We start from the raw sequence: 26,141 nt of genomic DNA on the forward strand, positions 1-26,141 counted from the left end.
CTATTCAGAATTCAGCGGCCTGTAGCCGCCGCGCCAGTAGATCAGCGCCTGGCCGGCATCGGACGTGCGCACGGCCTCGACCGAACCGATGACGATGGAATGCGTGCCGCGATCGATCATCTCATCGAGGCTGCAGTCGAATGCGGCCACTGCATCCGAAAGCAGCAAAGCTCCGGTCTTGAGCGTCACCCATTCGGCGCCCTCATAGCGGTCCTTGCCCTTGATGCCGCCGAAGCCGGAGAACCGCTCGGCCACGCGCTGATGCTGGGGGCCAAGCGAATTGACGCCGAAATGCCGGTAGCGTTCGATCACCGGCCAGGTCGACGATGACCGGTTGACACAGGCGATCACCTTGGGCGGCTCGGCCGACAGCGAGACGACCGAAATGACCACCAGACCGGAGCGATCCTCGCCGGTGCCGGCGGTGATGACGCTGACATTGCCGACGATCAGCCGCATCGCGGCGCGAAAATCAGCTACATCGACGGCAGTCTCCTCGGATGTCTTCGGTTCGGTCATGGCTTGCTCCAGAGCACGATTCCAAAAAGGGAAAGGTCCTCGGAAAAGACCACGCTCAAACAAGAAGATAAAGCAGATCTGGATACAAATTCAGGTGAGATCGGCTCCAGGCGCGAAGGCAGTTCGGATCCCCTGCGACCGCTCACGCCTTCTGGCTTTGTGCCCTGGTGGTGATGAACACGCCGGCGGTGATGATGAGCGCGCCTGCCCAGGTCAGCAGTTGATAGTGCTCGCCGAGGAAGAGGGTTCCGGCAAACAGGCCGACGGCCGCCGCCACATAACCGATCTGGCTGAGATAGACCGGACCGCCGACCGCCTGCAGCCGGAAGAAGAACGCGAACATCGCCGATGCCGAAGCAACCTGCGCGACGACGACCAGCGGCACGCCGCCGAGTGGGACGAAAGCTTCGCCGCCGAACAGGAGGAGAATGCCGGCAAGCAGCATCGCCGCCGACGCCAGATGGCTGCCGACGGCAAGCTCGATCGGGCCGGTACCGTCCGGCCAGTCGACCGTGCGATAGATGTTGCCGGCGGCAAGGCTGACCGGGATGAGCAACCCCATCGCCACCCAGAACAAATCGGCCGGCTGGCCGGCCTCGCCGCGCGTCACCGCGACCATGACGGCGCCGACGAAGCCGACGGCGATGCCGGCAATGCCCAGCATGTTGGGGCGCCGGACACGCAGCAGGATCGAGAACACCAGCGTGATGACCGGCGACAGCGTGAACATGATGCCGGTATAGCCGGCGCCCAGATGCGGGATGGCCGAGAACATCAGGAGATTGGGGACAGCATAGGACACCGCGGCGGTGACGAAGAAATAGCGCAATTTGTGCGCGGTGAGCCGGACCCGCTTGCCGCGAGCCAAGAGCATGCACAGCAAGACCCCGCCGGCGCCGAGCGAGATGACGAAGGCCCAGACCATGGCCGGCACGCCGGCAGCCGTGGCGAGCTTGCCGAACGGCAGCGTCAGGCCGAGCAGGCCGCCGGTGACGACCAGCAGGCCGAGCGCCGAATCCCAGAGAAGCTTCATTGACTGAATCCTGTAGCGCGGCTCTTGGCCGGCATTGCATCTTGCAGTAAGATAACGGAAAGATTCTTAACGTCAAGATAAATGATGGTGAGACAGTTGGACAGGGCAGCACGGGCGATCGAGCAATGGAAGCGGGAACGACCCGATCTGGACGTCTCGCCGATGGGTGTGCTCGGGCGGCTGAACGAGGCCGCCTCGCTGATCGCCCGCGAGCGCCTGGCGCCGTTGTTTGCCCGTTATGGATTGCAGTCCGGGGAATTCGACGTGCTGGCAACGCTGCGCCGCTCTGGATCACCCTACGCCCTGACGCCGACCGCCCTCTATGAAGCGACGATGGTGACGTCAGGCGCCATGACCAACCGGCTCGACCGGCTCGAAACGTCCGGATTGATCCTGCGCGGGCCGCACCCCAACGATCGGCGCGGCATTGTCGTGAGGCTGACCGAAAAGGGCCTCGCGTTGATCGATGAGGCTATTGCCGCCCATGTTGCCAACGAGCATGAGATTCTTTCCGGCCTGACACCGGCCGAACGGGAGACGCTCTCTCGGCTGCTTGAGAAATTGATCGGGAGCGTGAGCTAAGCCGGGTCAGTTCGTAGGCTGCGGCGAGAACCGGCGCCGGTGTTTCCAGCGGCGGTATGATACGGTGAGGTCGACAAGCCGGGTCGGCATGTTGAGGTAGAGCAGAGCATCCCGCAAACCGCTGAGATAGCGCTCACTCATCGCCTTGTCGGAAAAGTCCGGCATGGCCTCGAGTGTCGCTTCGGCTTGCTGGCTCCGGCCCTTTCCGGTCGGCAATCTGGCCGCAAAGGCTATTTCTCGACGCAGACAGACCTGCTCCACGCGATCCCGCAGCGCCTCTTCGTAGCCGATACCACATCGCATAAGCCGCGCGTGGGTGGCTTCATGGACGATAATCGAAGCGACCAATTCCGGCGTCGTCCCTTCGCTGATGATATGGCGCTCGTCCAATTCGCATGCCTTAGAAGAGTTTGCCCATTGCGCGACGGAAGCAGGAAGGGTTGTGACAAATACCTGTCTTACGTCACCAAGCAGCCGTCTGTAGCGCACTGGATCAAAATCACGAATAAGCTGAAGCGCCTCGACGATCTTGTCGGTGCCCTTGTCGCTGATGATGAGCAACCCGTCGATCGTTCGGGTACCGCTAAGCTTGACGGCGCCCCAGCGGGCCAATCGGCCAACGACGGCTCTTATGCTGCGTCGCGGCTCAATCGCTTCTGGGTCGCGCAAAGCTCCCTCGGAACTCAGTTGCGGTCGTCCGGAAACACCGGGATCGGCATGAACTCGACGCCGTCCTCGACCAGGCTCTTGGCTTCGTCCAGCGTCGCCTCGCCATAGATGCCACGCGGGTCGCTCTCGCCGAAATGGATCTTTCGCGCTTCCTCGGCGAACTTGTCGCCGACATAATCGGCATTCTCGCGCACCTTCTCGGCCATCGCCTTCAGCTGCGCCAAAGCCTGCTTCTGCGCCTCGCCCATGGCCAGCGCTATGGTTTCCTGCTTGCGCGCCGTGGAGACGGCCGGCGCCATCAGTGCTTTCTGCACCTTGTGCGAACCGCAGCTCGGGCAATCGACGAAGCCGCGCTTCTTCTGGGTGTCGAAATCGTCGTTGCTGCGGAACCAGCCTTCGAATTCGTGCTCGTGCTCGCAGATCAGGGCAAAGCGGATCAAGAGGCAGCTCCCCTGAGCCGCGGCGCCTCGCCCGAGCCGGCATTGACGGCGAAATCCCGCGCATTCCTGAGATTGGGGATCTTCTTGCGCGCGGCAAGCGACTGCGCCGGGTCGATCTCGGCGACGATCACCGCCGGTTCGTCATGCGCGGCTTCCGCAATGATCCGGCCCCACGGATCGACGATCAGCGAATGGCCGTAAGTCTCGCGGCCATCTTCATGCAAGCCACCCTGCGCGGCGGCGACGACATAGGCGCCGTTCTCGATGGCGCGGGCCCTGAGCAGCACGTGCCAGTGCGCCTCGCCGGTCTGGCGGGTGAAGGCAGCCGGTACGGAAAGCAGGTCTGCGCCGGCCAACGCCTCGGCGCGGAAGAGTTGCGGAAAGCGCAGATCGTAGCAAACGGCGAAGCCGAGCTTTGCACCCTCGATGTCGGTGACGACGGCCTCGGTTCCCGGTTCATAGGCGGCGGACTCACGCCAGCTCTCGCCATTGTCGAGATCGACGTCGAACATGTGGATCTTGTCGTAGGCGGCGAGCGCAGCACCATCCGGCCCGAACAGCAGCGCCCGGTTGGCGAGCTTGCCGTCGGCGCGCAGAATGGCGGTCGAGCCGATATGCAGGAAGATGCCGAGCTCCCTGGCCAGCCTGCGCGCGGTCGCAACGACGATGTCCTTGTCCTCCGACGTGAACGATGCGGCGCGAGCTTCCTTGTCGCGGATCAGCGCCCCGGTCATTTCCGGCGTCTGGATGTAGGTGGCACCCAGGCTGGCTGCTTCACGCACCAGCCGTTCGAGATCGGCGGCGTTGCGCTCGGGGCTCTCGCCCGAACGCATCTGGATCGCAGCGGCTTTGAAAACACCCATCGTCATTCCCTCAATTCGTCGCGCCGTTGGCGAGCAATTTGTCCAGCCGGCCTTCGGCCTCCAGCTCGTGGAGGTCGTCACAGCCGCCGACATGCGTATCGCCGATGAAAATCTGCGGAAAGGTCGTGCGGCCATGCGCCCGGGAGATCATCTCCTGGCGCAATTCCGGCGAGAAGGAGGCATCGTGCTCGGTAAAGGCGACGCCCTTGCGCTCGAGCAGCCGCTTGGCTGCCGTGCAATAGCCGCACATCATGCGGGTGTAGATCGTGACATCGGTCATGACGAATTTCCGCTGTTCGTTGCCGACTTATATAGTCGCGGACTCGTCCGCCCGAAAGTCCCCCGGCAACACACGCGCAAAGGTCAGCACGTCGACGGCGGCCGCACCTCCCCTTTTCAGCGCCTTGGTGGCGGAACGCACCGTGGCGCCGGTGGTGTAGACATCGTCGATCAAAAGTACCCTGCGGCCGGCGATCTCGATTTCCGCCTCGGCGGGCACCCGGAACGCGGCCCGCACATTCTCCTCGCGTTCGCCGCGCTCCAGCCCAACCTGCTGGCGGGTGAGTTTCACGCGCCGCACCGCCGACGGGGCGAAGGGCAATCCGCTAAGTGCCGAGACCGCCCTTGCCAGTTCCGCCGACTGGTTGAAGCGCCGCCTGAAAAACCGCCGCCAGTGCAGCGGCACCGGCACCACCACATCCGCCTCGGCGATGAGATCGGCACCCGCACGCATCATCCAGCGCGCCATCCAAGGTGCCAGATCCGTGCGATCCTGGTATTTCAACCCTTGCACCATCTGGCGCGCAACGCCGGAATAGGCGACCGCCGCCCGCGCCCGCTCGAAAGGCGGCGGATCGGCAATCGCCTCGGCCGACAGAAAGCCTTCGCCCATATGGTGGGTGAACGGCGTACCCATGACAGGGCACCATGGCCGCTCCAGCAGCCTGAGCTTCGGCCAGCAGGCGCCGCACAGCACGCCCGGCTGCGAGACATGCCGGCGGCAACCGGCGCAGACCGGCGGAAACAGCATCCGCGCCGGCCAGCCGACAACCGACCGGGCCAGGTTCGTGATCCCGATGGACTTGATCTTGGGCATCGGATCGGCCACGTGGTTGCTCCTGCGCGCCACTATATCAACGATCTCGGAGCGTGGACAAACAAAGGATCTGCCCGTTGCAGCCAATAATGGATACCTCTCTGTGGCTGACGCACAAGCGGCGCGCGCTTGCCCGTCCGGTCGACGGCGCGGACTTCCTCATGCGCCGCACGGCCGAGGACCTTGCCGACCGGCTGGGCGCCGTCGAGCGCCGGTTCGGCAAGGCGGCCGTGCTGTTTTGCCAGACGCCGGCGGCGGCCGAAACGCTCGCTGAAAGCGGCAAGGTCGCCGACATTGTCCGCGTCGAGACGGATACGGCTTTCCTGAGCGGTGGCGATGCCGGCCTGATCGCACCGCTCGAAACCGTGCCGTTCGAGCCGGAAAGCCTCGATCTGGCGGTGTCGCTCTTGTCGCTGCAGGCCATGAACGACATCCCAGGCATGCTGATCCAGATCCGCCGCGCGCTGCGGCCGGATGGGCTTTTCCTCGGCGCCTTTGCCGGCGCCGGCACGCTTTTCGAATTGCGCGAAAGCCTGCTTGCGGCCGAGACCGAGCTTTACGGCGGCGCCAGCCCGCGTGTCGCCCCGTTCACCGACGTGCGCGATGCCGGTGCGCTGCTGCAGCGCGCCGGTCTCGCTCTGCCGGTCGCCGACGTCGAGACGGTGACGGTGCGCTATGCCAGCCTGTTCAACCTGATGGCGGATTTGCGGGCCATGGGCGAAACCAATGCGCTCACCGATCGCAGCCGGCGGCCGGGCTCGCGCAAGCTGTTTGCCCGCGCGGCGGAAATCTACGCCGAGCGGTTTTCCGACCCCGACGGCCGCGTCAGGGCAAGTTTCTCGATTGTCTGGATGTCCGGCTGGGCGCCCGACGCTTCGCAGCAAAAACCGCTGAAGCCAGGGTCGGCCAAGGTCTCGCTGAAAACAATCCTGGAGGCGCCCGACGGGCAATGATCCTGCCCCAGGGTGCGGAAAAGCCGGATCAGGGAGTGGGTGCGAAAGCGTTCGCAAGCTTGCTGTTGTTGTCGCTGAACAGCCAGATGATCCCGTCGCGGACCTCACCGATGCCGCCGACGATGGCAAGCGACAGCACGGCGATGATCACGCCATATTCGACGGCCGTGGCGCCGGTCTCGTCGTTCAGAAAACCCAGCAGCACTGCTTTCATGGCCTCAACCCCTCTGTCCGGGACCTTACAGCCGACCTGTTAAGAAAGGTTAACGGCAAAGGCTTAACAGGCGGTGAAACCGCCGCCTTTGCGAAATTTCTTAACCATGTCAGCAGTCGCCGCTGCTCCGGCCATTGGACCTGATGATGCAGACCGAGCTCGGCTGCGGCTGCAGCACGCTGCGGCGCAGCGTGTAGGTTTCGCGATGGCCGATCGAGCCTGTGGCCGCCATGTCGAGCCCGCCGAAACCGTCACGGGCCGACAGCGAGCGTGTCTGGCTGTCGAGGAAAGGGGTTGCGATCAGCGCCAGCGCCACCGCGGCCGAACCGAACAGAAGCGTTATGCGCAATATGCCCATGCCCGCATCGGCGGCGCGAAAGCCGCGCTCGGGCCTGATCGAGTCCCAATCCCTGTCTAGGCTCATGCTATCGCTCCCCGGCAAATCGACGGCTCGGCCGCGAACGGCCATGCTTCAATTTTTCACGACGAGATAAATCTTCCATTAATGCTGGCTGATACAACGCCTCGGCCAGGAACCGGCCGGACGGGAGCCTCAGAGAAGATCGATGAGGAACGGGATCAGCGGCTCATCGGCCGGCGGCATCGGGTAATCGCGCATCTGCTTCGGCCGCACCCATTTCAGCGTCTGCCCTTCCCTGGGCTGCGCGATACCGCGAAAGCGGCGACAGATGAACAGCGGCATCAGCAGGTGGAAATCGTCGTAGGAATGGCTGGCGAAAGTGAGCGGCGCCAGGCACGGGATGTCGGTTTCGATGCCGATTTCCTCATGCAGTTCGCGAATGATGCATTGTTCGGGCGTCTCGCCCGGCTCGACCTTGCCGCCGGGAAATTCCCACAGCCCGGCAAGTTGCTTACCCTGAGGCCGCTGCGCCAAAAGCACCCGGCCGTCGGCATCGACCAGCGCGCAGGCGGCGACCAGCAGCAGGCGCTTGCCGGCAATCACGACATCATTCATGACCCGGCGGCCGGCGGTAGTGGTAGCGATAGACTTCCTCGAAGCCGAGCGAATGGTAGAGCGCCAGTGCCGGCACATTGTTGGCCTCGACTTGCAGCCAGGCTTCCCGTGCGCCCCGCAGCCGTGCCCATTTCAGTGCCGACAGGATCAGGTTGCGGCCGTGGCCCCTGTTGCGTGCCGACTTGTCGGTGGCGACTTCGAACAGGCCGGCGAGATCGCCGTCATGCACGCAGATCAGCGTCGCCAGCGCTTCTGATCCATCTTCGAGCGCGAACAGCCCGGCTTCGGGCTGGATGGCGCCGATGATCTCCGACAGGCCGGGGCGCAGCGAAACATCCGAACCGCTGACCTTGAGCGACGCGCCGATGAAGCGGCTGATGTCTTTCAGCGGGATCTGGTCCATGGCAGCGTCGAGTTGCGCATCGGCCAGCGGCAGCCGCATGACCAGCGACTCGTCGAACCGGCTCCATCCCTCACGGTCGAGATGGCCAGCAAGATCGGGACCCGACAACGGCGACATGCGGAATGTCAGCGGCCTGCCATAGGCATCGAAACGGCGGCTGGCCCGGCCGATACGGTCGGCAATGTGCTGGATGTCGCCGGGATCGAGCGGATTGACCGAGTTCAGCCGCTTGGCCGGATGGCCGGCGGTCAGCCGCACCACCCAGGTGCCGTCATAGTGGACGGCGGCCGCCGGCCAGGCGCGAAAGCCGGCCGCCTCGTAACGGCGAACGATCGCCAGCATGCTTGCCGGATGCCTGGAGCTCAAAACCGTCAGCTCCGGTAATCGCCATTGATGGCGACATATTCCTTGGTGAGGTCGCAGGTCCACACCGTCGCCTTGCCGCGGCCGATGCCGATATCGGCGCGGATGCGGATATCGTCGCGCTTCATGTAGGCCGACGTCGCGGCCTCGGAATAGCCGGGGTCGCGCTCGCCTTCATGCGCCAGCCTGTTGTCGCCGAACCAGATCGACAGCCGGTCGCGATCGGCGGGTTCGCCGGCCTTGCCGACGGCCATGACGACGCGGCCCCAATTGGCGTCCTCGCCGGCGACTGCCGTCTTGACCAGCGGCGAATTGGCGATCGACAGCGCGATGCGCTTGGCCGAGCGCGCCGATTTGGCGCCGGTGACGGTGACTTCGACCTGCTTGCGGGCGCCTTCGCCGTCGCGCACCACCTGCAGCGCCAGCGATTTCAGCACCTTGCCGAGCGCCCGGCGGAACGTGCCGAGACGGGCATCCTTGGGATCGGTTATCTCCGGCGCGCCGCGCCTGGCGGCCTTGCCGGTGGCGAAGATCAGCAGCGTGTCGCTGGTCGAGGTGTCGCTGTCGACGGTGACCGCGTTGAAAGTCTTGGCCGTGCCGCGCGACAACAGATCCTGCAGGACAGGGGCGGCGATCGGCGCGTCGGTGGCGATGAAGGAGAGCATCGTCGCCATGTCGGGCGCGATCATGCCGGCGCCCTTGGAAATGCCGTTGATGGTGACATCGGTGTCGCCGAGCTTGACGGTCGCGGTCGCCACTTTCGGATAGGTATCTGTGGTCATGATCGCCTTTGCCGCTTCGGTCCACAGCTCGGGCTTGCCGTTGCTGACCAGCCCCGCGAGCAGATGGCTGAATTTGCTGGTGTCGAGCGGCTCGCCGATGACGCCGGTCGAGGCCATGAAAACCTCCGCTGCCGTGCAGCCGGCCGCCTTCGCCGCCGCCTCGCCGGTCAGTGCGGTCGACTCGCGGCCCTTCTTGCCGGTGAAGGCGTTGGCGTTGCCCGAATTGACGACCAGCACCCGCGCCTTGCCCGCGCCGAGATTCTGCCGGCAGAAATCGACCGGCGCCGAGGGGCATTTCGATTTCGTGAACACGCCGGCGACCGCAGTGCCTTCATCGAAGACCATGGTCAAAAGATCGGTGCGGCCCTTGTACTTTATCCCTGCCTCGGCGGTGGCGATGCGCACCCCCTCGATTTCTGGCATTTTCGGGTATTTCTTCGGCGCAAGCGGCGAAATCGTCGTGGACATGGAGGCCTCGGGCGGGAAAATCGCAAGGGAAGGCCGGTTTGCCCGATAGACCGCGCCGGCGCAAGGGCGTTTTCGTCGCTCTTGTCCGGGAGCTCGAACTCGCCCCTGGGAGCAGGGCTCCGAGACGTCGCAAGCCATGCAGTAGACATCGTCCGACGGCCGGTCCGGCGGTGTCAGCCAGTTTGCGCCGGCCGCGTTCATGTTAGTAGGAATTTATTCTTGACAGGGTGAGAGCAGCTATGCTACATTTTCGTCCATGGTGCTGATTTGCGCCAGTGACCCGCCTCCGGCGGGTTTTGCTTTTGGGGCCTCGCCAACCAAGACGCCGGTAAGGTTCCAGAAAAACGACCAACCCCTGCCCCGACTAGCCAGTCTCCAGAAGCTTGAAAACGCGCCGTTTCGTTTGAGCGTCGGGTCACCTATATTGCCGGCGAAGTGTTTGGCGAGGACGACAGAGATGGCCGAGGACGCCGATCCGGCGCGCAGATCGATCGGTGCGCGGCGCAATCCCGACAGCGCGGAGGCCATTCTCCAAGCCGCCGAGACCGTACTGGTCGAAGCCGGTTATGCCGGTTTCTCGATCGAGGCGGTGGCGCGGCGGGCCCGCGCCGGCAAACCCACGATCTATCGCTGGTGGCCGAGCAAGGCGGCGTTGCTGCTTGAGGTCTACCAGCGCCAGAAGCGCGTCGATGTCCCCGATACAGGGGTGTTGGAGGAGGATCTCGTCGGCTTCCTGAAGAACCTGTTCGCCCACTGGCGCGAGACATCGTCGGGAAGCGTGTTCCGGTCGCTGATCGCCGAGGCACAGTCGGACGAGACCGCGGCCGCGGCCCTTGCCGACTACTCACTGGGCCGGCGGTCCCATACCGCCCAGATCATCGAACGCGCCAAGGCAAGGGGCGAAATCCCGGCCGAAATCGATTCAGCTGTTGTCGCCGACCTGATCGCCTCCTTCGCCTGGAGACATCTGCTGACCAACCGGCTCGACGAGGACGAAGCGACCATCGGCAAGGCCGTCAACTACGTGATGCGAGGCATAGCGGCGCCTGCCTCGTAAAGACGGCAATGAATGAAAAGGGCGCGGCAACCCCTGGCTGCCGCGCCCCTTTTCAAAAAGCTGCCAGTCTTACTTGGCGCTTTCCAGCGTATCGACCGCCTTCTTCAGGTTGGCGTCGGGGATCTCGACCTTGGCGCCGGCGCGCAGCGACTTGACCAGCGCGAAATACTTGTCGCGGATGACGGCCTGCTTGGCCTGGTCCTTGACGTCGTCGAAGGCCGGCGGCTGCTTGGTGCGCTTGTCCTCGAGCTTGATGACATGCCAGCCGAACTGCGTTTGCACCGGCTGCTCGGTGTATTTGCCGACCTCGAGCGCGGAGGCCGCCTTGTCGAACTCCGGCACCATCTGGCCAGGTCCGAACCAGCCGAGATCGCCGCCGCTGGTCTTGCCTGACGGATCGCTGGTGTGCTCGTTGGCGAGCTTCTGGAAGTCGGCGCCGCCGTCGAGCTGCTTGATGATCGCCTCGGCCTCTTCCTTCGTCTTCACGAGGATGTGACGGGCATGCAGCTCGTTGGTGGGCGGCGTGTTGGCGATTTCCTGGTCGTAACGGGCGCGGACCTCGGCGTCGGTGACCTTGTCGACGACACCCTTCTCGACCATCTCGCCATGCAGCGCGCGCTGCTGCAGGAAGGCCATGCGGCGCTGGAAGTCGGGATCCTTGTCGAGCCCTGTGGTGACCGCCTGGGCGGCCATGACGCGGATCTCGATGGCAGCCGAAAGGGCGGCGGCACGGCGCTGCTCGGGCGGCAATTGTGCGAACTGCTGCGACAATTCCCCTTCGGCAAGCACCAGATCTGCTTCGGTCAGGGGCTGACCGTTGACCGTGGCGATAACCTTATTGGGATCGACCGGTGCCGCGGCTGGCGCTGCTGCATCCGCCGGAGCGGGAGCGGTTTGCTGCGCCGTCACAGGCGAGAGCGAAAGGGCCGACAGGCCGACGGCCAAGCCAAGGCTGGCGAGCGACGCGCGGCGAAACAACAGGGACATGGGGGGACTCCGGTGGGGATTGTTAAGAGGGGTGCTTCCAGATCGGCCAGATTGTGGCGGAATTTGGCGCAGCCAGCAGGGCCAGCGCGGCGTTGACATCAGTTGAGCCCCCTCTTATCTGTCCAACGACTTTGCGTCCAGAACCGTTTTCCGGGCGCTTTTTGTGTTTGTCCACGTTCACGTGGAATTGATGGGGCCGCCCGGCGCTCATCTCAAGATTGAGAATTCTATCGAAAGGACCATTGGATGGTCAGTCTCGGCGGTCTCGCCCGTAAGGTTTTCGGTTCCTCCAACGACCGTCGGGTCAAATCGACCCGGCCCCGTGTCGAGGCGATCAACGCCATGGAAAACGAGATGCGGGCGCTTTCCGATGAGGAATTGGTCGGCCGCACCGCGAAATTCCGCCAGGACATCGCCAACGGCGCTACGCTCGACGACCTGTTGGTGCCGGCCTTCGCCACCGCCCGCGAGGCCGCGCGCCGCGTGCTCGGCATGCGCCCCTTCGATGTCCAGCTGATCGGCGGCATGGTGCTGCACAATGGCGGCATTGCCGAGATGCGCACTGGCGAGGGCAAGACCCTGGTCGCGACGCTGCCGGTCTACCTCAACGCGCTTGCCGGCAAGGGCGTCCACGTCGTCACCGTCAACGACTATCTGGCCACCCGCGACTCCGAATGGATGGGCCGCGTCTACAAATTCCTCGGCCTCTCGGTCGGCGTCATCGTCCACGGCCTGTCCGACGAGGAGCGCAGCGCCGCCTACGCCGCCGATGTCACCTATGCCACCAACAACGAGCTCGGCTTCGACTATCTGCGCGACAACATGAAATACGAGCGCGCCCAGATGGTGCAGCGCGGTCACAATTACGCGATCGTCGACGAAGTCGATTCCATCCTGGTCGACGAGGCACGCACGCCGTTGATCATTTCCGGTCCGCTCGAGGACCGTTCGGAAATGTACAACACCATCGACACCTTCATCATCCAGTTGCAGCCGCAGGATTATGAGATCGACGAGAAGCAGAAGACCTCGATCTTCACCGAGGAAGGCACCGAGAAACTCGAGAACCTTTTGCGCGACGCCGGCCTGCTCAAGGGCGAGTCGCTCTACGACGTCGAGAACGTCGCCATCGTCCACCACGTCAACAACGCGCTGAAGGCGCACCGGCTGTTCCAGAAGGACAAGGACTATATCGTCCGCAACGGCGAGATCGTCATCATCGACGAGTTCACCGGCCGCATGATGCCGGGCCGCCGCTATTCGGAAGGCCTGCACCAGGCGCTCGAAGCCAAGGAGCATGTGGCGATCCAGCCGGAGAACCAGACGCTCGCCTCCGTCACCTTCCAGAACTATTTCCGCCTCTACAAGAAGCTGTCCGGCATGACCGGCACGGCGCTGACCGAGGCAGAGGAATTCGGCAACATCTACGGCCTCGAAGTCACCGAGATCCCGACCAATCTGCCGGTGATCCGCATCGACGAGGACGACGAGGTCTACCGGACGGTCGAGGAGAAATACAAGGCGATCGTCAGGGAGATCCGCGAAGCCAGCGCCAAGGGCCAGCCGACGCTGGTCGGCACCACCTCCATCGAAAAGTCCGAGCAACTGGCCGAGCGCCTGCGCAAGGAAGGTTTTACCGATTTCGAAGTGCTGAACGCCCGCCATCACGAGCGCGAGGCGGCGATCGTCGCCCAGGCAGGCAAGCCCGGCGCCATCACCATCGCCACCAACATGGCCGGCCGCGGCACCGACATCAAGCTCGGCGGCAATGCCGAGATGCGGATCGAGGAAGAGCTGGGCGACATGCCAGCCGGCCCCGAACGCGAGGCGCGGGAAAAGGAAATCATTGCCGACATTGAGCGGCTGAAGGAAAAGGCGCTGGCCGCCGGCGGCCTCTATGTGCTGGCCACCGAACGCCACGAATCGCGCCGCATCGACAACCAGCTTAGAGGTCGTTCAGGCAGACAAGGCGACCCCGGCCGCTCGAAATTCTTCCTGTCCCTGCAAGACGATCTGATGCGCATCTTCGGCTCCGAGCGCATGGACGGCATGCTGCAGAAGCTCGGCCTCAAGGAAGACGAGGCGATCATCCATCCGTGGATCAACAAGGCGCTGGAAAAGGCGCAGAAGAAGGTCGAGGCGCGCAACTTCGACATCCGCAAGAACCTGTTGAAATATGACGACGTCTCCAACGACCAGCGCAAGGTGGTGTTCGAGCAGCGCATCGAACTGATGGACGGCGAAGGCCTCTCCGAAACGATCGCCGAAATGCGCGAAGGCGTCATCGACGAGATCGTCGCCAAGGCCATTCCCGAAAACGCCTATGCCGAGCAGTGGAACGTTGCCGGGCTGAAGGCCGAGATCGCCGAGTTCCTGAACCTCGACCTGCCGGTCGAGGACTGGGCCAAGGAAGAGGGCATCGCCGAGGACGACATCCGCGAGCGCATCGCGCAGGCCGCCGAAGCCGCCGCCAAGGAGCGCGCCGAGCGTTTTGGCCCCGAGGTGATGAATTACGTCGAGCGCTCGGTGGTGCTGCAGACGCTCGACCATCTGTGGCGCGAGCACATCGTCAATCTCGACCATCTGCGCTCGGTCGTCGGCTTCCGCGGCTACGCCCAGCGCGATCCGCTGCAGGAGTACAAGGGCGAGGCGTTCGAGCTGTTCCAGGCCATGCTCGGCAATCTGCGCCAGGCCGTCACCGCGCAGCTGATGCGCGTCGAACTGGTCCGTCAGGCCGCCGAAGCGCCGCCTCCGGAAGCCCCCGACATGTTCGGCACCCATATCGACGGCACCACCGGCGAAAACGACTTCGAAGGCGGCGAAACCGCCCTCCTGGTCCGCCCGGAGACGACCGCAATCGTCGCTCCCGAAGACCGCGACCCCGACAACCAGGCCACCTGGGGCAAAGTCGGCCGCAACGAAGCCTGCCCCTGCGGATCGGGAAAGAAGTACAAGCACTGCCACGGGGCGTTCGCGTAAGGGGCGCTTTTCCTTCTCCCGTCACTATACGGGGAGAAGGTGGCCCGCAGGGCCGGATGAGGGGCGGCGCCGGCGTTCGCGATTAGCCAATCTCCCCACCTGAGGGGGAGATGGCCGGCGCAGAACGCTGTGTTTGATCTGGTTGTCGCTCGTGTTTGATCACTTTGGGACCGCTTCTAGAAAGGCGACCTCACCGAGAGCACACCAATTCCAGCGGCTTCCTATTCAACAATAAATTCCTCCAGCCGCTCGGATCTTAAAGCTTCCGAAAGTGACTAACGGGCTCATTCATGGGCAAATCGCCTCTTTTTATGGCCTCAAAGCGCGCGTAGGATGCATTATGGCCACGCCAGACCCAAACACGGTCATTGCTGCTTTCACTATTGATCAGACCGCTCGTCTGACCGGTGTGAGCAAGCGCCAACTTGGCACATGGGATCGTGATCAGTTCTTTGTTCCGAGCATCGTCTATGGCGGTGATCATCGGACCTATTCCCGCCTGTATTCCTTTGGCGACCTGCTTTCGCTCAAGGTTCTCAATCAGCTTCGGAATGAGACGCGGATAACGCTTTCGCATCTGAAAGAGGTTAAGGGCGATCTCGCACACCTTGGCGATGATATGTGGGTTAAGAGCACGCTGTATGTTCTAGGCAAGCGAGTCGTCATTAGAAGGGACGACGAAACGCTTCAGGAAGCGGGATCCGGTCAGGCCGTTCTGCAAATTCCTCTAAGGATTGTCGTCGGCACTCTGCGTGAGCAAGTCCAAGCGATGAATAAGCGAGACAGCGATGACATTGGTAAGTTTGACCGCCATCGCGGCGTGGCTAACAACCAGATTGTCATTGCCGGAACTCGCATTCCCGTCCGGAGCGTAAAGGCATTCCATGATGCCGGCTATTCCGTCGAGGATATTAAGCGCGAATATCCAACTCTCACGGAGGCGGATATCGCGGCGGCCATAAAATACGATGCCGCTGCTTGAGCGAGAAGAAGCCCACGCTTCGAACCTTTCTGGACGCCGGTGTTCCTGATTCTGTTGGCAGAAAACTCGAAGAATTCGGGCACACAGTAATCTATCATAGGAACGCCTTGCCGGAGCGTACGCCGGACGATGTGGTATGCATAACCGCCATGGAAAACGACGCAATTCTTGTCGCGATAGACGGCGACATGAAGCAGCTTGCAAAGCGATATGGCATTACCCCGAAAGGCGACAAATTCGACAAGTTGAGCATCATTCGCTTGTGCTGCAATGAAGTTCTGGCCGCAAAGCGATTAGAGCAAGCGCTACCGCTGATCGAAATGGAATGGGACTACGCGACTGTCAAAACCGCACGTCGCATGTGGATAGATATCTTTCCTCACGCCATTCAGACCAACCGCTGACTGCTTCTAAGATGGACGGGACCCGTGATCTCCCGATTGGCAATCGGGCGCTCTATCCGACTGAGCTACAATATTGGATATTGCAAGCCTCCTTTCGCCGGCCGGGTGCCCGTTGCCTCCGGCCACTCCCCGGCGTCCGGTCGCCTTTCGTCATGCCGTCGACATGACGAAAGCGCGTGCCGCTTCGCTCTCCCCGCCCACGTTTTCTTAATGTGTCTCCGCTACACCAACGCCTGAAAAGAAGCGGAAAACGGAGAGAAATCGGGGTGCGCTTTTCCGCGGCCACGACTGCCGGGCGGTTCTTGCCGCAGCGTTGGGCGCTGCGCATGGGGCCGTTGCTTGGCCGCATCGATGCCGTGCTGTTCACCGCCGACGAGCGCGGCGAGGCCAGCCGCATGTCGGTCATCGCCTTCTCGGTCCGCATCGTCAGCGCCGTCATCGCCTTCGTCAGCCAGGTGCTGATGGCACGCTGGATGGGCTCGTTCGAGTACGGCATCTTCGTCTTAGTCTGGGTGACGATGGTCATCGTCGGCAACCTCGCCTGCCTGGGCTTCCACACCTCGGTCATCCGCTACATTCCCGAATACCGCGAGCGCGGGCTGATGGACGAGTTGCGCGGCATCGTGCTAGCCAGCCGTCTGTTCGTGCTGATCGCCTCGACGCTGATCGCCGGGCTCGGCGCGCTCGGCGTCTGGCTGGCGGCACCCTGGATCGAAAGCTACTATGTGATCCCGTTCATCCTCGGCGTCATCTGCCTGCCGATGATCGCCATGTCCGACCTTCTGTCGGGCCTGGCACGCGCCAACAGCTGGGCGCTGTTTGCCCTGTCGCCGACCTATCTGGTGCGACCGGTGCTGATCCTGCTGTTCATGGCGCTGATGCTGTTTGCGGGCTACGCACCCGATGCCAGGACCGCGATCTTCGCCTCGATCGCCGCCACCTACGCCACAACGCTCGGCCAGCTTATCGGTGTCACCCAGCGCATGGAACGGCAGATCCCGGCCGGGCCGATGAAGGTCCATTTCGCGCAATGGTTCGTCGTCTCGCTGCCGATCTTCCTGGTCGAGAGCTTCTTCTTCCTGCTGACCAATGCCGACGTGCTGATGGTCGGCGCCTATATGGACCCCAATGACGTCGCCGTCTATTTCGCCACGGTGAAGACCCTGGCGCTGGTGCATTTCGTCTACTTCGCCGTCAAGGCCGGCGTTGCCCAGCGCTACGCCCAGTTCACCCATGGCGACCCGCAAAGGCTCGCCGCCTTTGCCCGCGAGACGGTGTCGTGGACGTTCTGGCCTTCGCTGTTGATGGCGCTGCTGGTGCTGGCGCTCGGCGAGCCGATGCTGGTGCTGTTCGGCCTGGAATTCAGCAGCGGCTATCCCTTGCTGTTCCTGCTCGTCTTCGGCGTCGCGGCGCGCGCCGCCGTCGGCCCCTGCGAAAGCCTGCTGACGATGAGCGGCAACCAGAACATCTGCGCCGCCGTCTATGCCATGACGCTGGCCTTCAACATCGCCCTCAACGTGATGCTGATCCCGATGTTCGGCCTGTGGGGCGCGGCCATGGCCACCGCCTTTGCCATGATCTTCGAAGCCGGCGCGCTGTCCTTCACGGTGTGGCGCAAGCTCGGCATCGTCATGCTTATCTTCGTGCCTGCGAAAGGAGCCGCGTGATGGCTGCCATCCCGTTGCTTGAGGAAACCAGTGGCGGCACCGCCGGCGCCATGGTGTCGGGCCTTGCCGGGCTGACCCGTGACGCCGACCCCGCCCATATCGAGATTCTCGCCAACAACCGGCCCGAGCGCAAGCTCGCCATCTACCCGGCATCCGCCGGCTTCGACCTGGTCGAGGAACTGGATTATCTCTGCGCCCGCACGGTCGAGCCCAACGTGTTCTTCAACCCGCGTTTCCTTGCGCCCGCCATGCCGCGGCTGGAAGATCGCGAGGTGCGGCTGGCGGTCATCCGCGACGGCGACGAATACCGCAACCGGCTGCGCCTTCTGGTGCCGTTCTCGGTGGAACGGCCGGTGGTGCCGCTCGGCGTGCCGGTGATGCGCACATGGTCGAGCCCGTTCGGTCCGCTCGGCACGCCGCTGGTCGACCGCGACGACCCGGTGGGCGTCGTCGAGGATTTCTTCTCGATGCTGTCGCGCCCGCATCTCAAGCTGCCGAAAGTGTTCGTCCTGCCCGATGTCCGGCTCGATGGCCCGGTGGCGAGCCTGTTTGCCACCGTGGCCGAGACGCGCGGCCTGATGCTGGTCACCACCGGTCAGACCCTGCGTCCGGCGCTGGAGAGCGAGCGCGACGGCGATGACTATCTGAAGGCCTCGCTGCGTTCGCACCATTATCGCGAGTTCCGGCGGCTGAAGCGGCGCCTTGGCGACCTCGGCAGGCTGGAGCATGTCGTGGCGCGCGGCCCCGAAGACATCCGCCACGCCATCGAAGGCTTCCTGACGCTGGAAGCGGCCGGCTGGAAGGGCCGCGAACGCACCGCCATGGCGATCGACCGTTTCCGCGCCGCCTTCGCCCGCGAGGCCGTGCACCGGCTGGCCGAGCAGGACATGTGCCGCATCCATTCGCTGACGCTCGACGGCCGCACCATCGCCTGCCTGATCGTCTTCGTCGAAGCCGGCATCGCCTACACCTGGAAGACCGCCTATGACGAGACGCTGGCCAGCTATTCGCCGGGCACCTTGCTGATGATCGAGGTGACCAGGCAGCATCTCGACGATCCCAACATCATGATGACCGATTCCTGCGCCGTGCCCGACCATCCGGTGATGAGCCGGCTATGGGCCGAGCGCAAGCCGATGGGCACGCTGGTGATCGGCCTGACGCCGGACGCCGACCGCCTCACCCGCCAGGCCGCCTCGCAACTGCACCTCTACCGCGAAACCCGCAACATGGCCCGCCTGCTGCGCAACCGCATGAAGAGCTTGTTGGGGCGGCGCTGAGAAAAGGCAAGGGTGCGGTTCTGGAAGGATGGCACATTTTCGCTGCAATATTTGACACAGAGGTGGCCGGGACTTTACTTCGATTGCCCAAGAGGCAAGCGCTAAGATCGACTTCCGCTTCAAAAAAACGAGATTTTTTGCAGCAATTTTCCGGTGAAACCCGGCAAGATCTACTCGCATTCTTGTCCTTGATGCACGATAGTCTAGTGATTCGGTCCGCGATGAGAGAAAAATGTCGCTGAATCATGAGGCCAACGGCGCCCGGCACATCAGTGCGAACGACAGCGCCGTTGTCCGAAGGGCCGACGAAGACTTCGAAGAACTGATTCGAAGCATCCGAGCCGCCACGCATCAAGCTTTGCCTCTCTTCGAAGAGGAGCCCGTGACCGGATTGGCCCAGTCAGACACGCTGGCCGCCTCCCTCGGCTCGACTTCGGCCCGGACGGGCTCGAGCCAGGCCCACGCCATGCGCGGCTCCTCGCTCTTGTCCAACGATGACGACTTGGCGTGGTCGCTGGTTGAGGACTATGTGGCCAGGCTCGATGCGCAAACGCACGATGCCGACGCTCCCGATACGGACAAATGGGACTTGCAGGAAGAGGTGGCGAAGCTGCAACGCTTGCAGGATCGCACCTCGAAAGAGCTTGGGCGAAAATCGCGCGAGCTATCGATCGCAAGCAAGACCATCGCCGACCTGGAGGTCCAACTCAACAGGGCACGGCAGACCATTGCGCAGGCAGATAGGCATGCCGGCCAGCGCGCAACACGGTTCCTCGAAGCGAATGTCGAGGTCGAGCGCCTGGGACGGAACCTGGCGCGCGTGTCGGGGCAACTCCGCGACGAGACCATGGCCAGGCAAGCCGCCGAGCAGGCGCGTGAGGACGTTGCATCGCGGCTCGCCAGCTTGCAACAGGCCGCCATGCTGCTTCGTTCCAAGGTCGCGGACTACCAGATCCACAACGAACGACTGACCGGCAAACTATCTGCGCAGATGCTTGTACAGCAGGACCTGCAGGCGCGGCTGTCCACGGTCGAGCATCAGCGCGGCGTTATCGGCGATTGCGCCGCCGCCGCGCAGGAACGGGCCGTGGAACTTGAAAAGAGGTTGCGCTCGCTCCAGCGCAGCGCCCCCGATCAAAGCGTGGTTCGCGCAACGCCGAGCGCCGGGCAGCGCGCCGAGGACGTGGCCGAGCATCGGCGCCAAACCTCGGAAACCGAGATTGCGAATTTACGCCAGGAGCGCGACGCGGCGCGCCGAGACTGTGGCGCGGTGAAGGTTCAACTCGCCGATCTCCGCTTGCGCGGCATGACCGACGAACTCGCGCATGCCCGTTGCCGCAACGAGAACCGCCAGCTTCACCAAAGGCTGGAAACGCTGACACGCCAGGATCCGCCCAGCGGACCGGCAGCCGATGACAGCGCCGACCTAGAACGGACATTCGACGAATTGCTGGCAGCTGGCGAGATCGGCCCGGCCAATGACGGCGACCCCAGCGTGGCGCGCAAAGCGTGTTGATCGCCTGCTGAGACGTATCGGGAACCAAAGCGACCGTGACGCCCTTCGTCTATTGAACTTCGAGTGGCCCGCCACCCGAAGCTCGGAGAGCGAAGGGTGGTGCCCCTAGCCGGGATCGAACCAGCACTCCTTGCGGAACTCGATTTTGAGCGGCCGGATATGGCCTATCCTAACTATATCCGGCGGTATCCAATTGTACGATAACCGATTGTAGCCACTAGCTTTTTCGGCCCGTCCAATCATCCATGCCTAACCGGATATACGCCACGGTTTGATTTCTGGGTGCACCCATACTGCACCTGAAATCAACCTCAACGGAGGTTAGGAATGCCCAAGATCAAGCTCACAAAGACGGTCGTTGATGCCGCGACGGCCGACCAGGAACCCTACGAGTTTCGAGACACAATAGTACCGGGGTTCTTGCTAAAGGTCACCCCGACGGGCCGCAAGATATTCATGGTGGCCTACGTCGCCGCCAATGGTCAGCGGCGCAAACCGGCCATCGGACGCTTTGGCGAAATCACGGTGGAACAGGCTCGAACGATTGCGCAGGACTGGCTTGCTGACGTCCGCAAGGGCAAAGACCCAAGCGCCGAACGCAGCGCCGCTCGAAAGGCCGCGACGGTCAAGGAACTCTTCGGTCGCTTTATCGACGACTATTCCGAAAGCCGGAACAAGCCGTCAACCGTCAAATCCAATCGAGGATACGGTAAGGTCCACATCCTCCCCCACATTGGCCAGATAAAGGTGCCCGATGTGACGCGCGCAGACATCGCGAACCTCATGAAGAAAATGTCGAAGACTCCGACGAACGCGAACCTCAACAGTCGGTCCAGCGTACCCAGCAGCTGCTGACACAGGCGCAGAACATCGCCTTCGACGTCCAGCAGATCGACCAGGCTTTCCAGACGACCTACGGCAATGCGTCGCTCTCGGCATCCGACCAGCAGTTGATCGCTGGCGCCCGCGCGCGTTGGCAGAACACTGTTGGTGGCCTCCAGGATGCCATGCGCGTGCAGGCCGGCGTCGTCGGCAACATCGACACCAATCGAACCCAGATGTCTGCCCTCATCGGGCAGAGCCAGGGTGCCACCGGCGCGTTGCAGGCCGCGCAGGCCGGCAATCAGCTCCTCGGTCTCCAGGCACAGCAGCTCGCCGACCTGACTGCCGTGGTCGCCGCGAACGGCCGAGCGCAGGCGCTTCAATCGGCCGAGCAGGCCGCAGCCGCCGAACAGGGCCGCGAGCAGCGCCGCCGCTTCCTGACGCCCGGCACCGGCTACCAGCCGGGCAACGCCCGCATGTTCCAGAACGGCAACTGAGGGCGTAATCATGGACGGAAAAATGCTTGCCCGGCTCGGTGCGATCGGATTCGTCGGGATCGCCATCGCGGCGACAGCGATCGGACTGAGCCGGAAAGAAGATAGCTCCGCGGCCACCTCGATCGGCCGATCGGAGGCCGCCAGCGCCGATCCGCTGCGCGGCGAGTTCATCCGCTGCCGGGAGCTTGGCGAACCAGGCACGCGCGATCCTGCATGCCTGCGGGCCTGGACCGAGAACCGCCGCCGCTTCCTCGCGCCCGCGCCGCCGACGATCGATCGACGAGAGGCCCAATAGCACCATGGGGGGCACCGGCGTCATCGATCACTTCCTCGAAGTCTTCACCCGCTACATCGATTCAGGCTTTGGCCTGCTCGGTGGCGAGGTCGCCTTCATTGCCACCACGCTAATCGCGATCGACGTGATTCTGGCAGCGCTGTTCTGGTCCTGGGGCGCCGACGACGACATCATTGCGCGGCTGGTCAGGAAGACGCTGTTTATCGGCGTCTTCGCCTACATCATCGGCAACTGGAACAATCTCGCCCGCATCGTCTTCGAAAGCTTCGCCGGCCTCGGGCTGAAAGCCTCCGGTACTGGCTTCACGACCGCCGATCTTTTGCGGCCCGGAAAAGTAGCCCAGACGGGGCTGGACGCTGGACGCCCCCTGCTCGACTCCATCTCCGGCCTGATGGGCTATTGGTCGTTCTTTGAGAATTTCATCCAGATCGCCTGCATGTTTCTGGCCTGGGCACTGGTGCTGTTTGCCTTCTTCATTCTGGCCGTCCAGCTCTTCGTCACCCTCATCGAATTCAAGCTGACCACGCTGGCCGGCTTCGTGCTGATCCCCTTCGGCCTCTTCGGCAAATCCGCCTTCATGGCCGAGCGCGTGCTTGGCAATGTCATCTCCTCCGGTATCAAGGTGCTGGTGCTCGCCGTCATCATCGGCATCGGCTCGACGCTGTTTTCCGAATTCACCGCCGGCTTCGGCGGAGCGACACCCACGATCGACGACGCCATGGCGATCGTGCTTGCCGCGCTCGCGCTGCTCGGCCTTGGCATTTTTGGGCCTGGCATTGCCAACGGCCTCGTCTCGGGCGGACCACAGCTCGGCGCCGGCGCCGCTATCGGCACAGGTCTTGCTGCCGGTGGGTTGGCGGTGGCGGGCGGAGCAGGCCTTGCCGCGGCCTCCGGCGGCGTCGGCGCTCTGGTAGATGGGGCTGCAGCCGCTTCGCGCGGTAGCGCAGCACTCGCTGGCGGTGCCGCGACATCCTACACCCTTGCTGCTGCCGGCCAGACGGGTGCTGCCGGCGTGGCCTCCGGCCTTGGCGGTATCGCGCGTGCCGGCGCTAGCGCCGCCACATCGCCGTTCAGAGCCGCCGCGTCGCGCGCTACTGAGGCTATGAAGCAAAGCTTCTCTGGCGGCGCGGTATCCGCTTTCGAAGCCACCGGTGGCTCATCGACACAAGGCCCTCTCGGCAGCGCGGGAGCAACCCCAGGCGGTCGTTCCGCTCTCACGGGCTCCTCGGCCGCACCAGACTGGGCCAAGCGCATGAAGCGCTCCCAGACGGTCAGCCATGGGGTCTCCGCCGTCGGCCACGCCGTCCGGTCGGGCGACGCCCATGGCGGCGGCTCATCGATCAATCTCTCTGAAGGGGACCGCTAATGTTTCGACGCTCATCCACCCATTACGGCAAGACGCCCCAACCCGAGACGCCGTACCAAAAGGCCGCACAGGTCTGGGACGAGCGCATCGGCTCGGCGCGCGTCCAGGCGAAGAACTGGCGCCTGATGGCGTTCGGCTCGCTGCTGCTTGCCGGCGGCTTCGCGGCGGCGCTGGTCTGGCAATCGGGGCGCGGGACGATCGTTCCCTGGGTGGTGCAGGTTGATCGGCTCGGCCAGGCACAGGCGGTCGAGCCGGCCGTCGCCGACTATCGCCCGACCGATCCGCAGATTGCCTGGCACCTGGCCCGCTTCATCGAACAAGTCCGCTCGATTCCCGCCGATGCGATCATCGTTCGCCAGAACTGGCTCAGGGCCTACGACTTCACAACCGATCGCGGCGCGCTCGCTCTCAACGACTACGCCCGCGCCAACGATCCTTTTTCCAAGGTCGGCAAGCAGCAGATCGCCGTGGAAGTGTCGAGCGTCATCCGCGCCTCCCCGGATAGCTTCCGCGTCGCCTGGATGGAGCGCCGCTATCAGGACGGTTCGCTTGCATCCACCGAGCGCTGGACCGCGATCCTCACCGTCGTCATCCAACCGCCACGCGACGCTGAGCGGCTGCGCAAGAATCCCCTCGGCGTCTTTGTCAACGCCATCAACTGGTCGAAGGAGCTGGGCCAATGATTCTCTATCCCCATAGAGCCGTGAGACCGGAACCCCGGAAAGCCGGATTTCCTCACTTCCGTAAATCCGTGTTTCCGCTACTACTGCTCTCCGCAACGGCGCTTGGTGGCTGTGCCACCAAAAAGCCGCCGCAGATCTCCTACGACGATCCGCAGCCAGCAGTGTTCGCGCCGGCGCCGCCGGCGCCGGTCCAGGTCGTTGAACTTCCCCGACCTCTGCCCTTGCCGGGCCAGTTGAAGCCAATCAAAGAAACCCGCCAGGCCCCCGAGCCCGCGGAGCCCACCGTCCGGGTCAACCAGGCCAACGCGGCCGCTCGCATGCAGCCTGTTCGAGACGGCTTCATCAATGCGATGCAGGTCTACCCGTTCACAGAGGGCGCCCTCTACCAGGTATATGCCTCAGTCGGACAGATCACCGATGTCGCCCTGCAGCCCGGCGAGCAACTCGTGGGCTCTGGCCCCGTGGCCGCTGGCGACACGGTGCGCTGGGTCATTGGCGATACTGAGAGTGGCTCGGGCGCATCGCAGCAGATCCACATCCTCGTCAAACCGACCCGCGCGGATCTGACGACGAACCTTGTCATCAACACCGACCGCCGCACCTATCACATGGAGCTCCGTTCGACCGAGAAGACCTACATGGCTTCGGTCTCCTGGCAGTACCCGCAGGATGCGCTCATCGCGCTGCGCCGGCAGAGCGCCGAGGCGCAGGCCGCCCAACCCGTCGCCACCGGCGTCGACCTCGCCTCGATTAATTTCCGATATTCGATCGAAGGTGACCGCCCGCCATGGCGACCGCTGCGGACCTTCGACGACGGCCGCCAGGTCTTTATCGAATTCCCGCGAGGCGTCGGCCAGGGCGAAATGCCGCCTTTGTTCACCGTCGGCCCAGAGGGCGATACTTCCGAACTCGTAAACTACCGCGTCCGAGGCAATCACATGATCGTCGACCGGATGTTCGCTGCGGCCGAGCTGCGCTTCGGCAGCGGCCGCCGGCAACAACGCGTTCGCATCGCCCGCACCGACGGAAGGCCCGCGTCATGAGCGAGGACCGGGAAGAGGAAGAACAGGCGCCGGCCGGAGGCGGAGCGCCTTGTCCCGCGCCCATGCGTCTGCGTGGCGAGGCGCCTCGCGTCACCCGCCTGTCCCGGCGTGTGCTGGCCGGGCTCGGCTTGGTCGCCAGCCTCGGCATTGGCGGCGCGCTGATTTACGCGCTGCAGACACGTCATGGTGGCCCCGGCAACGAGGAACTGTATTCGACCGACAACCGCACCACGGCGGACGGTCTTGCCGGCCTGCCACGCGACTATTCCGGCGTGCCTCAACCTGCTGTCCCTCAACTCGGGCCTCCGCTTCCTGGTGACTTGGGGCGTCCGATACTGAGCGCCCAGAACCGTGGTCAACCCGTCGTAGGCGTCAGCGCCGAAGAACAGCGCAGGCTTCAGGAGATCGACGCTGCGCGCACCAGTCGGCTATTCGCCGGCACCGAAACGCGATCCGCACCGACCACTCCGCCACCCGCGCCGAGCGAAACGCCGGCCACGGAGTCGCCAACGCTCGCGGGCTTTGGCCTCGCGCCAGAGCCTGCGACCCCTACCGCTCAGGAACGACAGGCCGCCTTCCTCAACGCCGCCGTCGACCGCCGCACGGTCAGCCCCGATCGCGTCGCAGCGCCGGCCTCGCCCTATATCCTGCAGGCAGGTTCGATCATCTCGGCCGCCCTCATCACCGGCATCCGCTCCGACGTGCCCGGCCAGATCACCGCGCAGGTGACCGAGAATGTCTATGACAGCCCGACTGGGCAGATACTCATCGTTCCGCAGGGCGCACGGCTCATCGGGCAGTACGACAACGGCGTCGGCTTTGGTCAACGCCGCGTGCTGCTGGTTTGGAACCGCATCATCATGCCGAACGGCAGGTCCATCGTGCTGGAACGGCAACCGGGCGCTGACTCTGAAGGCTATGCCGGCCTCGAGGACGGTGTCGATTATCACTGGCGCGAACTCTTCAAGGCTGCCGCGCTCTCGACGCTGCTAAGCATCGGCGCAGAGAGCGGATCGTCGAGCGGTGAAAGTGATGTCGTCCGCGCGCTGCGCCAGGGCGCGTCCAACAGCACTAGCCAAATCGGGCAGCAAATCGTTGGCCGCCAGCTCGATATCGCCCCGACGCTCACCATTCGGCCGGGCTTCCCCGTCCGCGTGATCGTCACCCGCGATCTCGTCCTCGAACCATATGGGGGGTGATCG

At 63.8% G+C, this 26,141-nt stretch carries 28 protein-coding genes, 1 tRNA gene and 1 pseudogene; 16 read left to right on the forward strand and 14 right to left on the reverse strand.

All coding sequences use genetic code 11. The features are described from left to right. Positions 1 to 519, reverse strand: a complete 519-nt coding sequence (locus tag P3C39_RS26025; protein ID WP_063173138.1) for a flavin reductase family protein — start codon at positions 517 to 519, stop codon at positions 1 to 3. Between the two features lie 142 nt (positions 520 to 661). Beyond that, positions 662 to 1,552, reverse strand: coding sequence for a DMT family transporter (locus P3C39_RS26030; protein ID WP_013529454.1), 891 nt, complete (start codon positions 1,550 to 1,552; stop codon positions 662 to 664). A 96-nt stretch (positions 1,553 to 1,648) separates the two neighbouring features. Between P3C39_RS26030 and P3C39_RS26035 the strand changes: the two genes are divergently transcribed. Next, entirely contained in the window at positions 1,649 to 2,134 is a 486-nt protein-coding gene (locus tag P3C39_RS26035) for a MarR family transcriptional regulator (protein WP_013529453.1), read from the forward strand. A gap of 6 nt (positions 2,135 to 2,140) precedes the next feature. Here the strand turns inward: P3C39_RS26035 and P3C39_RS26040 are convergent, their stop codons facing one another. From P3C39_RS26040 to P3C39_RS26060, 5 genes are read right to left on the reverse strand one after another with little or no spacing between them, the layout of a single operon-like run. Next, complete coding sequence (locus tag P3C39_RS26040) at positions 2,141 to 2,803, reverse strand: hypothetical protein (RefSeq protein ID WP_275954563.1); 663 nt, start codon at positions 2,801 to 2,803, stop codon at positions 2,141 to 2,143. Positions 2,804 to 2,817: 14 nt separating this feature from the next. Beyond that, entirely contained in the window at positions 2,818 to 3,243 is a 426-nt protein-coding gene (locus tag P3C39_RS26045) for a DUF1178 family protein (protein ID WP_013529451.1), read from the reverse strand. Beyond that, on the reverse strand, positions 3,240 to 4,106 hold the full coding sequence (locus tag P3C39_RS26050) for a carbon-nitrogen hydrolase family protein (protein WP_013529450.1): 867 nt from the start codon (positions 4,104 to 4,106) through the stop codon (positions 3,240 to 3,242). The genes P3C39_RS26045 and P3C39_RS26050 overlap by 4 nt, the downstream gene beginning before the upstream one ends. 10 nt (positions 4,107 to 4,116) lie before the next feature. After that, positions 4,117 to 4,386 (reverse strand): glutaredoxin 3, encoded by a 270-nt coding sequence (gene grxC, locus P3C39_RS26055; RefSeq protein ID WP_024503792.1) that lies wholly within the window; start codon positions 4,384 to 4,386, stop codon positions 4,117 to 4,119. Between the two features lie 27 nt (positions 4,387 to 4,413). Next, positions 4,414 to 5,214, reverse strand: coding sequence for a ComF family protein (locus P3C39_RS26060; RefSeq protein ID WP_013529448.1), 801 nt, complete (start codon positions 5,212 to 5,214; stop codon positions 4,414 to 4,416). Between the two features lie 65 nt (positions 5,215 to 5,279). On the opposite strand from P3C39_RS26060, the gene P3C39_RS26065 reads away from it, so the two are divergent. Next, positions 5,280 to 6,155: a methyltransferase domain-containing protein gene (locus tag P3C39_RS26065; RefSeq protein ID WP_013529447.1), complete on the forward strand. Its 876-nt coding sequence runs from the start codon at positions 5,280 to 5,282 to the stop codon at positions 6,153 to 6,155. Between the two features lie 28 nt (positions 6,156 to 6,183). Here the strand turns inward: P3C39_RS26065 and P3C39_RS26070 are convergent, their stop codons facing one another. From P3C39_RS26070 to argJ, 5 genes are all read right to left on the reverse strand, one after another. Then, a complete protein-coding gene (locus tag P3C39_RS26070) occupies positions 6,184 to 6,369 on the reverse strand; it encodes a Flp family type IVb pilin (protein WP_013529446.1) in 186 nt (61 codons plus the stop codon). Positions 6,370 to 6,478: 109 nt separating this feature from the next. Further along, positions 6,479 to 6,793, reverse strand: coding sequence for a hypothetical protein (locus P3C39_RS26075; RefSeq protein ID WP_013529445.1), 315 nt, complete (start codon positions 6,791 to 6,793; stop codon positions 6,479 to 6,481). A 129-nt stretch (positions 6,794 to 6,922) separates the two neighbouring features. Beyond that, positions 6,923 to 7,345, reverse strand: coding sequence for an 8-oxo-dGTP diphosphatase MutT (gene mutT / locus P3C39_RS26080; RefSeq protein WP_127365839.1), 423 nt, complete (start codon positions 7,343 to 7,345; stop codon positions 6,923 to 6,925). Beyond that, the gene (locus P3C39_RS26085) at positions 7,338 to 8,090 is read right to left on the reverse strand and encodes a GNAT family N-acetyltransferase (protein WP_032899301.1); all 753 of its coding nucleotides are present in this window, start codon (positions 8,088 to 8,090) and stop codon (positions 7,338 to 7,340) included. Before P3C39_RS26085 ends, mutT begins: the two co-directional genes overlap by 8 nt. A gap of 29 nt (positions 8,091 to 8,119) precedes the next feature. Further along, positions 8,120 to 9,361, reverse strand: a complete 1,242-nt coding sequence (argJ, locus tag P3C39_RS26090; protein ID WP_013529442.1) for a bifunctional glutamate N-acetyltransferase/amino-acid acetyltransferase ArgJ — start codon at positions 9,359 to 9,361, stop codon at positions 8,120 to 8,122. 457 nt (positions 9,362 to 9,818) lie between these two features. Between argJ and P3C39_RS26095 the strand changes: the two genes are divergently transcribed. Beyond that, positions 9,819 to 10,418, forward strand: coding sequence for a TetR/AcrR family transcriptional regulator (locus P3C39_RS26095; RefSeq protein WP_013529441.1), 600 nt, complete (start codon positions 9,819 to 9,821; stop codon positions 10,416 to 10,418). 69 nt (positions 10,419 to 10,487) lie between these two features. Here P3C39_RS26095 and P3C39_RS26100 read toward each other — a convergent pair whose 3' ends face one another. Further along, positions 10,488 to 11,405 carry a peptidylprolyl isomerase gene (locus tag P3C39_RS26100; protein WP_027163508.1) on the reverse strand — a complete coding sequence of 306 codons (918 nt, stop codon included), beginning with the start codon at positions 11,403 to 11,405 and terminating at the stop codon, positions 10,488 to 10,490. Positions 11,406 to 11,651: 246 nt separating this feature from the next. Between P3C39_RS26100 and secA the strand changes: the two genes are divergently transcribed. The 3 genes from secA (at position 11,652) to P3C39_RS26115 (ending at position 15,770) form a co-directional block, all read left to right on the forward strand. Beyond that, positions 11,652 to 14,384, forward strand: a complete 2,733-nt coding sequence (gene secA, locus P3C39_RS26105) for a preprotein translocase subunit SecA (RefSeq protein ID WP_127384731.1) — start codon at positions 11,652 to 11,654, stop codon at positions 14,382 to 14,384. A 340-nt stretch (positions 14,385 to 14,724) separates the two neighbouring features. Continuing rightward, positions 14,725 to 15,366 carry a DUF433 domain-containing protein gene (locus P3C39_RS26110; protein WP_275954565.1) on the forward strand — a complete coding sequence of 214 codons (642 nt, stop codon included), beginning with the start codon at positions 14,725 to 14,727 and terminating at the stop codon, positions 15,364 to 15,366. Further along, complete coding sequence (locus tag P3C39_RS26115) at positions 15,363 to 15,770, forward strand: DUF5615 family PIN-like protein (protein ID WP_275954566.1); 408 nt, start codon at positions 15,363 to 15,365, stop codon at positions 15,768 to 15,770. Before P3C39_RS26110 ends, P3C39_RS26115 begins: the two co-directional genes overlap by 4 nt. A gap of 6 nt (positions 15,771 to 15,776) precedes the next feature. On the opposite strand, the gene P3C39_RS26120 is transcribed toward P3C39_RS26115, so the two are convergent. After that, positions 15,777 to 15,846, reverse strand: a tRNA-Gly gene (locus P3C39_RS26120). Positions 15,847 to 16,036: 190 nt separating this feature from the next. On the opposite strand from P3C39_RS26120, the gene P3C39_RS26125 reads away from it, so the two are divergent. The 10 genes and pseudogenes from P3C39_RS26125 (at position 16,037) to P3C39_RS26170 (ending at position 26,138) form a co-directional block, all read left to right on the forward strand. Next, positions 16,037 to 17,437 carry a lipopolysaccharide biosynthesis protein gene (locus tag P3C39_RS26125; RefSeq protein ID WP_275954567.1) on the forward strand — a complete coding sequence of 467 codons (1,401 nt, stop codon included), beginning with the start codon at positions 16,037 to 16,039 and terminating at the stop codon, positions 17,435 to 17,437. Beyond that, positions 17,437 to 18,717, forward strand: coding sequence for a GNAT family N-acetyltransferase (locus P3C39_RS26130; protein ID WP_063173145.1), 1,281 nt, complete (start codon positions 17,437 to 17,439; stop codon positions 18,715 to 18,717). The genes P3C39_RS26125 and P3C39_RS26130 overlap by 1 nt, the downstream gene beginning before the upstream one ends. 232 nt (positions 18,718 to 18,949) lie before the next feature. Continuing rightward, positions 18,950 to 20,233: a hypothetical protein gene (locus P3C39_RS26135; protein WP_275954568.1), complete on the forward strand. Its 1,284-nt coding sequence runs from the start codon at positions 18,950 to 18,952 to the stop codon at positions 20,231 to 20,233. Between the two features lie 327 nt (positions 20,234 to 20,560). After that, positions 20,561 to 21,088: an integrase arm-type DNA-binding domain-containing protein gene (locus P3C39_RS26140; protein ID WP_275954569.1), complete on the forward strand. Its 528-nt coding sequence runs from the start codon at positions 20,561 to 20,563 to the stop codon at positions 21,086 to 21,088. Continuing rightward, a pseudogene (trbJ, locus tag P3C39_RS26145) lies at positions 21,046 to 21,552 on the forward strand (P-type conjugative transfer protein TrbJ); the annotation flags it as partial. The gene P3C39_RS26140 and the pseudogene trbJ, both read left to right, overlap by 43 nt. A 10-nt stretch (positions 21,553 to 21,562) precedes the next feature. After that, on the forward strand, positions 21,563 to 21,847 hold the full coding sequence (gene trbK-alt / locus P3C39_RS26150) for a putative entry exclusion protein TrbK-alt (RefSeq protein ID WP_275954570.1): 285 nt from the start codon (positions 21,563 to 21,565) through the stop codon (positions 21,845 to 21,847). Positions 21,848 to 21,851: 4 nt separating this feature from the next. Further along, complete coding sequence (gene trbL, locus P3C39_RS26155) at positions 21,852 to 23,213, forward strand: P-type conjugative transfer protein TrbL (protein ID WP_275954571.1); 1,362 nt, start codon at positions 21,852 to 21,854, stop codon at positions 23,211 to 23,213. Beyond that, positions 23,213 to 23,896, forward strand: a complete 684-nt coding sequence (trbF, locus tag P3C39_RS26160) for a conjugal transfer protein TrbF (protein ID WP_275954572.1) — start codon at positions 23,213 to 23,215, stop codon at positions 23,894 to 23,896. Before trbL ends, trbF begins: the two co-directional genes overlap by 1 nt. Beyond that, positions 23,893 to 24,939: a P-type conjugative transfer protein TrbG gene (gene trbG, locus P3C39_RS26165; protein WP_275954573.1), complete on the forward strand. Its 1,047-nt coding sequence runs from the start codon at positions 23,893 to 23,895 to the stop codon at positions 24,937 to 24,939. The genes trbF and trbG overlap by 4 nt, the downstream gene beginning before the upstream one ends. Further along, positions 24,936 to 26,138 (forward strand): TrbI/VirB10 family protein, encoded by a 1,203-nt coding sequence (locus P3C39_RS26170; RefSeq protein ID WP_275954574.1) that lies wholly within the window; start codon positions 24,936 to 24,938, stop codon positions 26,136 to 26,138. The genes trbG and P3C39_RS26170 overlap by 4 nt, the downstream gene beginning before the upstream one ends. Positions 26,139 to 26,141: the final 3 nt, after the last annotated feature.

The sequence above is a fragment of the Mesorhizobium sp. XAP4 genome (assembly GCF_029269325.1).
Classification (GTDB): Bacteria; Pseudomonadota; Alphaproteobacteria; order Rhizobiales; family Rhizobiaceae; genus Mesorhizobium; species Mesorhizobium ciceri.

What these genes read in the sequence shown, in the direction of transcription:
- P3C39_RS26025 (WP_063173138.1), bottom strand. Translation starts at nt 519, where the DNA reads ATGACCGAACCGAAGACATCCGAGGAGACTGCCGTCGATGTAGCTGAT.
- P3C39_RS26030 (WP_013529454.1), bottom strand. Translation starts at nt 1,552, where the DNA reads ATGAAGCTTCTCTGGGATTCGGCGCTCGGCCTGCTGGTCGTCACCGGC.
- P3C39_RS26050 (WP_013529450.1), bottom strand. Translation starts at nt 4,106, where the DNA reads ATGGGTGTTTTCAAAGCCGCTGCGATCCAGATGCGTTCGGGCGAGAGC.
- grxC (WP_024503792.1), bottom strand. Translation starts at nt 4,386, where the DNA reads ATGACCGATGTCACGATCTACACCCGCATGATGTGCGGCTATTGCACG.
- P3C39_RS26070 (WP_013529446.1), bottom strand. Translation starts at nt 6,369, where the DNA reads ATGAAAGCAGTGCTGCTGGGTTTTCTGAACGACGAGACCGGCGCCACG.
- P3C39_RS26075 (WP_013529445.1), bottom strand. Translation starts at nt 6,793, where the DNA reads ATGAGCCTAGACAGGGATTGGGACTCGATCAGGCCCGAGCGCGGCTTT.
- mutT (WP_127365839.1), bottom strand. Translation starts at nt 7,345, where the DNA reads ATGAATGATGTCGTGATTGCCGGCAAGCGCCTGCTGCTGGTCGCCGCC.
- P3C39_RS26085 (WP_032899301.1), bottom strand. Translation starts at nt 8,090, where the DNA reads ATGCTGGCGATCGTTCGCCGTTACGAGGCGGCCGGCTTTCGCGCCTGG.
- argJ (WP_013529442.1), bottom strand. Translation starts at nt 9,361, where the DNA reads ATGTCCACGACGATTTCGCCGCTTGCGCCGAAGAAATACCCGAAAATG.
- P3C39_RS26095 (WP_013529441.1), top strand. Translation starts at nt 9,819, where the DNA reads ATGGCCGAGGACGCCGATCCGGCGCGCAGATCGATCGGTGCGCGGCGC.
- P3C39_RS26100 (WP_027163508.1), bottom strand. Translation starts at nt 11,405, where the DNA reads ATGTCCCTGTTGTTTCGCCGCGCGTCGCTCGCCAGCCTTGGCTTGGCC.
- secA (WP_127384731.1), top strand. Translation starts at nt 11,652, where the DNA reads ATGGTCAGTCTCGGCGGTCTCGCCCGTAAGGTTTTCGGTTCCTCCAAC.
- P3C39_RS26110 (WP_275954565.1), top strand. Translation starts at nt 14,725, where the DNA reads ATGGCCACGCCAGACCCAAACACGGTCATTGCTGCTTTCACTATTGAT.
- P3C39_RS26130 (WP_063173145.1), top strand. Translation starts at nt 17,437, where the DNA reads ATGGCTGCCATCCCGTTGCTTGAGGAAACCAGTGGCGGCACCGCCGGC.
- P3C39_RS26135 (WP_275954568.1), top strand. Translation starts at nt 18,950, where the DNA reads ATGTCGCTGAATCATGAGGCCAACGGCGCCCGGCACATCAGTGCGAAC.
- P3C39_RS26140 (WP_275954569.1), top strand. Translation starts at nt 20,561, where the DNA reads ATGCCCAAGATCAAGCTCACAAAGACGGTCGTTGATGCCGCGACGGCC.
- trbK-alt (WP_275954570.1), top strand. Translation starts at nt 21,563, where the DNA reads ATGGACGGAAAAATGCTTGCCCGGCTCGGTGCGATCGGATTCGTCGGG.
- trbL (WP_275954571.1), top strand. Translation starts at nt 21,852, where the DNA reads ATGGGGGGCACCGGCGTCATCGATCACTTCCTCGAAGTCTTCACCCGC.
- trbF (WP_275954572.1), top strand. Translation starts at nt 23,213, where the DNA reads ATGTTTCGACGCTCATCCACCCATTACGGCAAGACGCCCCAACCCGAG.
- trbG (WP_275954573.1), top strand. Translation starts at nt 23,893, where the DNA reads ATGATTCTCTATCCCCATAGAGCCGTGAGACCGGAACCCCGGAAAGCC.
- P3C39_RS26170 (WP_275954574.1), top strand. Translation starts at nt 24,936, where the DNA reads ATGAGCGAGGACCGGGAAGAGGAAGAACAGGCGCCGGCCGGAGGCGGA.